This is a genomic window from Terriglobia bacterium (assembly GCA_036496425.1).
GTDB lineage: Bacteria > Acidobacteriota > Terriglobia > 20CM-2-55-15 > 20CM-2-55-15 > 20CM-2-55-15.
This window is the reverse complement of sequence record DASXLG010000187.1, coordinates 21764-31691: the sequence shown is the minus strand read 5'-3', so window position 1 is coordinate 31691 and position 9928 is coordinate 21764. Positions and strand designations below refer to the sequence as shown.

9 protein-coding genes and 1 other RNA gene are annotated in these 9928 nt (G+C 58.1%); 6 read left to right on the top strand and 4 right to left on the bottom strand.

What is annotated here, in order from left to right; genetic code table 11:
* The coding region (locus tag VGK48_13295; protein HEY2382146.1) for a hypothetical protein at positions 1-1272 on the top strand (1272 nt) is incomplete at its 5' end.
* On the opposite strand, the gene VGK48_13290 is transcribed toward VGK48_13295, so the two are convergent.
* The 4 genes from VGK48_13290 to lspA form a co-directional block, all read right to left on the bottom strand.
* Entirely contained in the window at positions 1262-2212 is a 951-nt protein-coding gene (locus tag VGK48_13290; protein HEY2382145.1) for an SDR family oxidoreductase, read from the bottom strand. The genes VGK48_13295 and VGK48_13290 overlap by 11 nt on opposite strands.
* A gap of 50 nt (positions 2213-2262) precedes the next feature.
* An RNA gene (gene rnpB / locus VGK48_13285) (RNase P RNA component class A) lies at positions 2263-2616 on the bottom strand.
* 8 nt (positions 2617-2624) lie between these two features.
* Positions 2625-3542, bottom strand: coding sequence for an RluA family pseudouridine synthase (locus VGK48_13280; protein ID HEY2382144.1), 918 nt, complete (start codon positions 3540-3542; stop codon positions 2625-2627).
* Positions 3520-4023: a signal peptidase II gene (gene lspA, locus VGK48_13275; GenBank protein ID HEY2382143.1), complete on the bottom strand. Its 504-nt coding sequence runs from the start codon at positions 4021-4023 to the stop codon at positions 3520-3522. The genes VGK48_13280 and lspA overlap by 23 nt, the downstream gene beginning before the upstream one ends.
* A 99-nt stretch (positions 4024-4122) precedes the next feature.
* Here lspA and VGK48_13270 point away from each other — a divergent pair, with 99 nt between their 5' ends.
* The 5 genes from VGK48_13270 (at position 4123) to recA (ending at position 9865) form a co-directional block, all read left to right on the top strand.
* The gene (locus VGK48_13270; protein HEY2382142.1) at positions 4123-5232 is read left to right on the top strand and encodes an energy transducer TonB; all 1110 of its coding nucleotides are present in this window, start codon (positions 4123-4125) and stop codon (positions 5230-5232) included.
* A 150-nt stretch (positions 5233-5382) separates the two neighbouring features.
* A complete protein-coding gene (locus VGK48_13265) occupies positions 5383-6561 on the top strand; it encodes an acetyl-CoA C-acetyltransferase (protein ID HEY2382141.1) in 1179 nt (392 codons plus the stop codon).
* A gap of 3 nt (positions 6562-6564) precedes the next feature.
* Positions 6565-7416 (top strand): 3-hydroxybutyryl-CoA dehydrogenase, encoded by an 852-nt coding sequence (locus VGK48_13260; GenBank protein ID HEY2382140.1) that lies wholly within the window; start codon positions 6565-6567, stop codon positions 7414-7416.
* A 133-nt stretch (positions 7417-7549) separates the two neighbouring features.
* Positions 7550-8701, top strand: coding sequence for a tetratricopeptide repeat protein (locus tag VGK48_13255; protein ID HEY2382139.1), 1152 nt, complete (start codon positions 7550-7552; stop codon positions 8699-8701).
* A gap of 99 nt (positions 8702-8800) precedes the next feature.
* A complete protein-coding gene (gene recA / locus VGK48_13250) occupies positions 8801-9865 on the top strand; it encodes a recombinase RecA (protein ID HEY2382138.1) in 1065 nt (354 codons plus the stop codon).
* The last annotated feature ends 63 nt before the right edge of the window (positions 9866-9928 follow it).

The following is a 9928-nucleotide window of genomic DNA, read 5'->3' as shown; positions in this document are numbered from 1 at the left end:
CCTTCGGTCGCCAAAAGCAAACCGACTGTGTTAAGATTCCGCGCGCACATGAGACGACTGTTGCTTTCAATTCTGCTGTTTGCGCTTGCAACGACTCTTTACGCTCAGGATGCCGAGAAAGTTGCGACCGAATCCCGGATCTCCAAACAGGGGGCCACGGAAGACGGCGACCGCGGGCTGTTCAGCGTTCCCAGCGTCGAGACATTAAACCAAGGTCAGTTCTCCTTCGGATACGGGTGGAACGACGTCGGCCGGGCGCCGCATAACCTCAATGTCACCGCGTTTCCGGTGTTTTTGTCTGTTGGAGTGCTGGGAAACCTGACTGTCACCGGATCGTTCAATACAGACAGCCAGTTGACCGCCCACAGCCTTGCGGAACCCGGGTTCAGTTCGGCGTACCCGTTCGTGAACCAGCATTTTTCAAAGGGTATTGGCGATACGTTCCTGACCGGAAAGTACCGGCTGCAGCGCCGGAGCGATAACATCGGCGGCGTCAGCCTCAGAGGCTACATCAAATTTCCCACAGCCGACGCGAGGAGCGGGCTCGGGACCGGCGCCAGAGACGTGGGAGCCGACGTCATCTTTACCTCGTTGTTGCCGCTCAAATTCCTCATGGATTCCAACATCGGCTACACCTCCAACGGCGACGCCAAGAATCCCACGACAGGTGTTACTCTCCGCCTGAAGAACGGCCTGCGCAGCGGCCTCGGCGCGGCCTGGCCGGCGGAAGGACTGCATCTGCCGGGCGGAGCGCTTCAGGGAATCTTCGAGTACTCCACCCTGAGCTATGTCGGCGGCGGTTCGGCCAACGCCGGAAGCTCGGCCCAGAACTCGAGCGACATCTCTGCCGGACTGCGGTATCTGATACTGGGCGGCGGCGTGACGCTGAATGCCGGCTACCGTACCAACACGAAAACCGATTCGACCTTCATCGGAAATTCGCGCATCGACGGCTTCACATTCTCGATGTCCTTCACCAAGCCTGTCCGGCCGCCGGGCAACAACCGGTTTCCGGTCGTCTCACTGGAGACGTCTTCCGACCAGATCGCGGCCGGCGGTTCCGCAACAATCACTGCTACCGGCTACGATGCCGATAACGATCCGCTGACCTACGCCTGGTCTTCATCCGCGGGACAGATCACGGGCACTGGAGATAAAGTCACATTCAGTGCAGCGGGCCTGATGCCGGGCACCTACACCATCCGCACGACCGCATCCGACGGGAAAGGCGGGACGGCCACTTCAACGATCGAGGTAAGGGTTAGGCCTTGACAGGCCGTGAAAGATTCTCGCGATACCACTCGATGGTATGGCGGAGACCTTCTTCGAAACTCACTTTCGGCTGATATCCGAGGTGCTCCTTCGCCCGCGTAATGTCGGCCTGTGAATGCTTGATGTCGCCGGCGCGCGTGCCGGCATAAATGGGCGAAATGTCTTTGCCGGTGATTTTGTTGATCTGCCGGAGCATCGAATTCACAGTGATGCGGTCACCGCAAGCGACGTTGAAGACCTGCCCTCCGACTCCAGGCGCCGTGCAAGCCAGCAGATTCGCTTCGACAACATTCCGGACGTAGGTGAAATCACGTGACTGTTCGCCGTCTCCGTAGATCGTCGGCCGGCGGTTTTCAAGAACAGCCGGAATGAAGAGCGCCAGAACGCCGCTGTATTGCGATGTCGCATCCTGCCGCGGGCCGAAGACGTTAAAATACCGCAGAGAGACGGTTTCCAGGCCATACGCCTTCGTGAATACCTGACAATAGGTCTCAGCGAACAACTTCTGCGCGCCATAAGGCGAGAGCGGATTCGGCATCATGCCTTCATGTTTCGGAAGCGTCGGGCTGTCGCCGTACAGCGATGACGAAGAAGCGTAGACCACGCGCTTTACGCCAGCCTCGCGGCATGCGACCAGCAATTGCAGAGTACCGTTGACGTTGGCCTGATGCGACTTGACGGGATCGATAATCGATTTCGGGACCGAGGGGATCGCGGCCTGGTGAATCACAAACTCCACGCCCTTGAGCAACTGAGCAAGATTCTTTGTTTCGGCAAGGTCGGCTTCGATGACCTCGGCTTTTTTGAATGGCTCGACATTCTCACGCTTGCCCGTAGCAAAGTTGTCGATGACCTTAACCTGTTCATTGCGCCGAAGAAGCTCCTCGACGATATGGGAACCGATAAAACCCGCGCCGCCGGTGACCACGTAGCTTGCCATCGAGAAACCTCCGGGAGGATAAATGCACTTTTCGAGCCGCAGATGCGGTTTATGGCAGGCAGACTGTAAGCCGAATTCTGTACTCAAGCCTTGCGGCCTGAGCGGCGATCATTCATCTAGGCCTCCGGTTTCCCAGAGGCTCAAGCAGCCTACCCGGAAACGGCGGCGGGCCGCCGCAATGTTTCCCTATTTGGCCTTGCTCCGTGTGGGGTTTGCCAAGCCGGCCCGTCTCCGGACCGCTGGTGCGCTCTTACCGCACCTTTTCACCCTTACCGGGAAACCCGGCGGTATGTTTTCTGTGGCACTTTCCGTCCCTTTCAGGCCCTCGCGCTACGAGGCACACTGCCCTGTGGAGTTCGGACTTTCCTCGAAGTGATTAACTTCGCGATCACCCGTCTGCCTGCCAATCCTATTATTCTAAGCTGTCCCGCAACTTCTGCAATTCCGCAGGCAGCGGCGAGCGGAATTCCAGGGGCAAACCCGTAATTGGATGATTCAGACTCAATGCCGCCGCGTGCAGGAAATACCGGCCCAGAGGCCCGTATTTACGGGTGAACTCCTTATAGCTTCGCTCTCCATACACATCGTCCCCCGCGACGGGATGACCGATGGCACTCAGATGCACTCGGATCTGATGGGTCCGGCCTGTTTTGAGGTTCACCTCCAGCAGGGTAAACCCACGAAATTCTTCCACCGCGCGGTATTCGGTGAAGGCGGAGCGGCCGCGGGCGGCATTGGCGGTCATTCTGGTGCGAACACGGGGATGCCTGCCCACCGGCAGCTCGATCGTGCCGGACGGTTGCCGCGGTCTCCCGTGAACCAATGCCAGGTAGGTTTTGCGGATCTTTCGATCCTCAAAATCCTTGCTGAGGCGCACGTGGGCCGCGTTGTTTTTTGCCACGATCAGGAGGCCCGAGGTTTTTTTATCGAGCCGGTGAACGATGCCGGGGCGCGCCTCGCCGCCGGCGTCGGAGAGCTGCTGGAAGTGAAAAAGAAGTCCGTGAACGAGAGTTGCGCTCTTCGTTCCGGACCCGGGATGGACCACGAGTCCTGCAGGCTTTTCGATGACCGCCATGTCGCAGTCCTCAAAATAGATTTGGAGCGGGATTTGCTCAGGCTTGAGAGACGACGGCGCAATCGATTGAAGATCGACTTCAATGGTTTCGCCGCCGCGGATTCGATATCCGGCTTTGTCCGCGTGGCCTTCGATGCGGACAGCGCCGGACCGGTTCAACAGTTGGATCTGGGACCGGGTCAGGTTTTCCAGGCGCTGCGCGAGAAAGACGTCCAGGCGAAGCCCCCGGTCTTCAAGGCCGGCTTGGAGTTTCACTTCGGATGATCTCCAAAGCCAGCAACGCTACCCCGGTGGAGATGGCGGAGTCGGCGACATTGAAAGAGGGCCAATGATAGCTGCCGGCATAGAATTCGAGAAAGTCCACGACGTAGCCGTACGCCAATCGATCGTAGAGATTGCCCAGGGCTCCGCCGAGGATGAGGCTTAACGCAATCTGCAACAGCCGGTTGCGGGCCGGACTTCGGACGCTGTAGGTCACCACGACGGCGGCAGCGCAAGCTGTAAATACTGAAAGCAAAACGGATTTTGCCGGCGAACTGATCGAGGAAAAAATTCCAAAGGCGACTCCGGTATTTCGGACATACGTTATGTTGAAGAATCCGTCTATTACCGAGATCGTTTCGTTCAGATCGAACCGGTGGCGAATCAGTACTTTGGTCCAGCGGTCCAGAACAAGAATCGCAACGACGAGAACCGTATATGGCAGCCGCCCCTGAAATTTACGTAACTTACTCATGAGGATAAACGTTAATTATATCTGGCGGGCTGGCGAGAGAACCACCCATATGGTATTCTCACACTGCCATTTTTCCATTGAGGTTTAGAGAGACGGGCCATGAATCCCAACGAAAACAACGATCCGCGGGCTGAAACCATTTTCAAGACAGGAACCAGCATCTCAGAGCCGCCCTCCTGGTTTGGCTCGCTGCTGAAGCAGATCACCGAGATTCGGAACGAAAAGAATCATCCAAAGCCGCAGATCAAGATTACGGCGCAACGGGACCCCAGCGCACTGAACAACCTGGTCGACATGCCGTCGCCGCTCACGTCGTTATACAGCGACGCGCGGGAGGCGATTCACGACTATTTCCATCCCCGGCACATCGAGACGACGGCCGAGATGGTCGAAGTCGAAGAAATCTGGTCGAAGCCAAAGGGCAGTTTGCCGCGGCTGCTGTCGGTTCTCGCGCACGTCAGTCTGGTCACGCTGTTATTGGTTCCGTGGGCCACCTCGATCCCGAAACTTCCGAAAGCGAATGAGACGGCAGTCGTCGTTTACAACCCGGTGGACCTGGTTCTGCCTGTCGCGCCGAAGCCGGATTCCGGCGGCGGCGGTGGCGGCGGCCGCAAAACATTGACTCCTCCTTCACTTGGCAAGCTGCCTCGCGCGGCGGATAAGCAGTTTGTTCCGCCCGATCCGGAGCCGCCGAAGAATCCCGACCCGAAGCTCGTCGTGGAGCCGACGATTGTCGCTCCGCAACTGGCCAATCTGCCGCAAATTAACCTGTTGAACCTGGGCGATCCCAACGGCGTTGCCGGTCCGCCTTCCGCGGGTCCGGGAACCGGCGGTGGTATCGGAACGGGCCAGGGCCACGGCGTCGGCGAAGGAAAAGGCCCCGGCGTCGGTCCCGGTGAAGGCGGCGGCGTTGGCGGCGGCGTCTTTCGAGTCGGTGGTGGCGTAAGCCCGCCGTCCGTTGTCTCGCGCGTCGAACCGCAATACTCCGAAGAAGCACGCAAAGCGCGCTACCAGGGCACGGTGGTCCTCGAAGCGATCGTTCGCAAGGACGGCACCGTCGATATTCTCCGCGTCGTCCGAAGCCTCGGTTTCGGACTCGATGAAAACGCGATCGAAGCCCTCAAAAAGTGGCGCTTCCGGCCCGGAATGAAAGGCGGCGTAGCAGTCGACGTCGCTCTCAACATCGAAGTGAATTTCAATCTGCGATAAGAAATCAGCCACAAAAAAGCACAAGAAAAAGGGAACCCAAGGGTTCCCTTTTTTCTTTTCCCGCTGTAGGCGCGGTCTATGACCGCAGCGCCTACAGTGGCTAATTCCCTGCCCCGCCCTTTATGTTATTTTTAATCTGGAGACATCCCGATGAGAGACATTGTCATTATCAGCGCCGTGCGCACAGCCATCGGAAAGTTCCAGGGCGGCCTGAAGGCGATGACTGCGCCTCAGCTGGGCGCGCTGGTCGTCAAAGCCGCGGTTGAACGGGCCGGTCTTGCTCCGCAGCAGATCGACGAAGTCATCATGGGGAATGTAGTCTCTGCCGGCCTTGGCCAGAATCCCGCCCGGCAGGCGGCGCTGCGCGGCGGCCTGCCGCCGGAAGTCGCCGCAATGACGATCAACAAGGTCTGCGGCTCGGGGCTTAAGGCGGTCGCCCTCGCCACACAAGGTGTCCAGACAGGTGATTCGGAAATCGTTGTCGCGGGCGGCATGGAAAGCATGACGAATGCGCCCTACCTGCTTCCTGGAGCGCGCGAAGGGTACCGGCTCGGGCACAGCACCATCGTGGATTCGATGATTCACGACGGGCTCTGGGACGCCTTCGAAAACTTTCACATGGGAAACACCGGCGAAATTGTCGCAGAGCGCTATCACGTAAGCCGCGATCGCCAGGATCAGTACGCGCTCAACAGCCATCGGAAGGCGGTGGCCGCTATCCGCGCAGGCAGATTCCGGGACGAGATCATTCCTGTCCTGCTGCCGCAGCGGAAAGGAGATCCGGTAGTCTTCGACACGGATGAGAGTCCCCGGGCCGACGCTTCGATTGAAGCGCTGCGGGCGCTGAAGCCCGCATTCAAGAAAGACGGAACCGTCACCGCGGGGAATGCTCCCGGCGTGAATGACGCCGCGGCGGCCGTCGTCGTGACCTCCGCGGAACGCGCTGCCGCTCTTGGCAAAAAACCGCTGGCGCGCATCGTGGGCCAGGCCGTCAGCGGCATCGAGCCGGCGCTGGTGATGATGGCTCCGGTGGAAGCGGTCCGGAAGTTGACCGCAAAGATCGGCTGGAATCTGGCTGACGTCGATCTGATCGAGCTCAATGAGGCCTTTTCCGTTCAGGCCGTCGCCGTCATGGAGCAGCTTGAATTGAACCCCGAAAAGGTCAATGTGAATGGCGGCGCCGTCGCCCTGGGCCATCCGATCGGGGCCAGCGGCGCGCGAATCCTGGTCACGCTGCTCTACGAGATGGCGCGCCGTAATGCGAAACGAGGTATTGCCACGCTTTGCCTTGGCGGCGGCAACGCGGTCGCGCTGGCGGTGGAACGGTAAGCCATGAACACAATTCAGACCGTCGGTATCATTGGTGGCGGTACAATGGGGAACGGCATCGCGCATGTGGCGGCGCGATCCGGCTTCAAGGTTCTCCTGCACGACGTTGAACAGCGCTTTCTCGACCGGTCCCTGCAAACCATCGAAAAGAACCTCGACCGGGAAGTGACAAAGTCGAAGATCTCCGAGGAGGATAAAACAGCCGCGCTGGCGCGGATCGCCGCTTCGACGAAGGCTTCGGCGCTGGCGGAGGCGGATTTCGTCATCGAGGCCGTCAGCGAGGACCTGGGAATAAAGGCAAGAGTCTTTGAATCCGTGGATGGAATTGCCCGTCCCGGTGTGATACTGGCCTCGAATACGTCGTCGATCTCGATCACGAAGATCGCGTCGAAGACGAAACGGCCCGATAAGATCATCGGCATGCACTTTATGAATCCGGTCCCGGTAATGACGCTGGTGGAGATCGTACGAGGCCTCGCCACTTCCGACGAGACTTACCAAACGACCAGACAACTGGCGGAATCGCTGGGAAAAACGCCCGTGGAGGTTAACGACTTCCCCGGGTTCGTGTCGAATAGAGTGTTGATGCCGATGATCAATGAAGCCATTTATTGCGTGATGGAGGGCGTCAGCACTGCGGAAGCAGTCGATTCCGTTATGAAGCTCGGTATGAATCACCCAATGGGGCCGCTGGCATTAGCCGATTTGATCGGCCTGGATGTCTGCCTCAACATTATGGAAGTTCTTCATACCGGCTTCGGCGATTCGAAATACCGTCCTTGCCCGCTGCTGCGCAAAATGGTGGATGCCGGTCAGCTTGGGAGAAAAACAGGCCGGGGGTTTTATAGATATTGAAAGTTATTGGAAATTGGATCATTCGAGATTGCTGCATTTCAAATTTAGAAATGAAGAAACTTCCAATGATGCAACTTCCAATAAGGTCCTCGTTTTGGACCTCCCTTGGCCGTCGGAGTAGGAAGCTATCGCTATGATCCATTGTCAGAATTGCACCACGCGAAATTCGCTGGACCGTGACTTCTGCTGGAAGTGCGGCTCGAAGCTGTTTGTCCCTTCGGGGACGGTTTCGCTGGATTCCGCCATCCCGTACATGGATGAACATGTTCTCGAGCGGATCAGTGCCCTGGAATACACGATCAACACGCTGTCCAAGCGTGTCGATTCGATCATGGAAACCGTCGAACGGGTTGCGGCCAGCAATTTCATTGATCACACGATGATCGAGACGCTGACGGATTCGCTGGAGTCCGCCGGCATCAACCTCAAGAATCTTGAATCCGAATGGAGACGGCGAATCGACTCGCGGATTCTCGAAACCGAAGAAGTGGATCGGCTGGGAAACCGCATCCAGCGCATCCTCGATGCGTATCGCGGCTCCGATAAAAAACAGTTCGCGCTGTGGATGGAAAAATCCTATGACCTGCTGGTGGCCGACCGCGGCCCCGAAAGCATCCATTTTCTGAAGGCGGCGCTCGACCATGAGCCCGGAAACTTCGAACTACGGCTTCTCCTGGGGGAAATTTATTTCCAGGCGCAGGAATTCACCAACGCCAAGGAATGCGTTACGCAGATCCTCGCGGCCAGGCCCGAGCACTTCGAAGCGACTTTCCTGATGGGATTGATCCAACATCGCAAAGGCAGTCTGAGCGAGGCCCGGGGCTTGCTGGAACATGCCATCGGTTTGAAAAAGGAATCCTCGGCCGCGCACGCGGCACTGGGATCGCTGCTCGCTGAAACTGGAGACAACGAGCAGGGCCTGAAACACCTGACCACTGCACTGAAACTGAAGCCCAGCGCGCCCGTGCATTTTTTACTGGGCGCCGTGTATTACGGCGCGGGACAGCAAAAACGCGCCATCGAACATCTCAGGAAGGCCACAAAACTGGATCCGCAGTTCGGTGAAGCTTATTACCAGCTCGGACTGTTGTGCCTCGAGATGAACTGGCTCCGAAAAGCCCAGGAATGTTTTAAAACGGCGCAAGCCCTGAATCCGAAGGAAACCCGCTACCGGAAACGCGTGCGGAGTTTTTCCGAGGATGCGACCGGCCCTGACCAACTCAACACACTCATCCGTGAAGAACTGCTCCTGCTGAAACAGGGCAGCGAAAAACGGGAAAAGTAACAGGCTTCTAAACAGAGGGACCTGTATTGGGTATTCGAAGTTGTACCCTCAAACTTCGAATACTCAATATCCCTTTGCTTGATGCCTGGAAAGGAACTTATGGCAGAAGAACGTACTGAAAAAAGTCGGGCTCTTGATCTGGCTGTGTCGCAAATCGAAAAACAGTTTGGAAAAGGGTCCATCATGCGGCTCGGTGGAATCGACAGCACCGCCGCTTTGGATGCAATTCCGTCGGGGTCGCTTTCACTGGATGCGGCTCTCGGCGTCGGCGGCTACCCGCGCGGGCGCGTGATCGAGGTCTTCGGACCGGAATCCAGCGGTAAAACCACCCTCACGCTTCATGCAATTGCCGAAGCTCAGCGGCTCGGCGGCGCCGCGGCATTCATCGATGCGGAACATGCGCTGGATGCCAATTACGCGCGCAAGCTCGGCGTGGATGTTGAAAACCTGCTGGTCTCCCAGCCCGACAGCGGTGAACAGGCATTGGAAATCGGCGAAGTCCTGATCCGCAGCGGAGCCATCGATATCGTCGTCGTCGACTCGGTTGCGGCGCTGGTTCCCCGCGCCGAACTTGAAGGCGAAATGGGCGATGCGCAGATGGGCCTTCAGGCCCGACTGATGTCCCAGGCCCTGCGCAAACTCACCGGTATCGTCTCCAAATCCAAAACCTGCCTGATCTTCATCAACCAGATCCGCGAGAAGATCGGCGTCATGTTCGGCAATCCTGAAACAACCACCGGCGGCCGGGCGCTGAAGTTCTATTCATCCGTCCGCGTCGATGTAAGGCGCATCGCTTCCATCAAGGACGGCGATGAAGTGACCGGAAGCCGCACGAAAGCCAAGATCGTGAAGAACAAGGTCGCGCCGCCCTTCCGCGAAGCCGAATTCGACATCATGTACGGCCAGGGCATCTCGCGCGAAGGCGACCTGCTCGATCTCGCCGTCGACAAGAACATCGTCGAAAAAAGCGGCGCCTGGTTCTCCTTCCAGGGTGAACGGCTCGGCCAGGGCCGTGAAAACGCTCGGCAATTCCTGAAAGACAACCCCGACTATCGCGGGCGCGTCGAACTTGGCCTCCGCGAAATCATGGGACTCTCCATTCCCACGGTTCCCGCTCCGGCTGCCGCCGCTGCAACATCCGACAACGGCCACAAACGCCGTTAAGCCGCAGATGACGCGGATGACGCAGATGGGTGCATGAAATTTCAGCGCCGATCTGCGCCCATC

Bases quoted from the DNA above. Each gene is read 5' to 3' on its own strand.
- VGK48_13290 (HEY2382145.1), bottom strand. From the start codon at position 2,212: ATGGCAAGCTACGTGGTCACCGGCGGCGCGGGTTTTATCGGTTCCCAT.
- lspA (HEY2382143.1), bottom strand. From the start codon at position 4,023: ATGAGTAAGTTACGTAAATTTCAGGGGCGGCTGCCATATACGGTTCTC.
- VGK48_13270 (HEY2382142.1), top strand. From the start codon at position 4,123: ATGAATCCCAACGAAAACAACGATCCGCGGGCTGAAACCATTTTCAAG.
- VGK48_13265 (HEY2382141.1), top strand. From the start codon at position 5,383: ATGAGAGACATTGTCATTATCAGCGCCGTGCGCACAGCCATCGGAAAG.
- VGK48_13260 (HEY2382140.1), top strand. From the start codon at position 6,565: ATGAACACAATTCAGACCGTCGGTATCATTGGTGGCGGTACAATGGGG.
- VGK48_13255 (HEY2382139.1), top strand. From the start codon at position 7,550: ATGATCCATTGTCAGAATTGCACCACGCGAAATTCGCTGGACCGTGAC.
- recA (HEY2382138.1), top strand. From the start codon at position 8,801: ATGGCAGAAGAACGTACTGAAAAAAGTCGGGCTCTTGATCTGGCTGTG.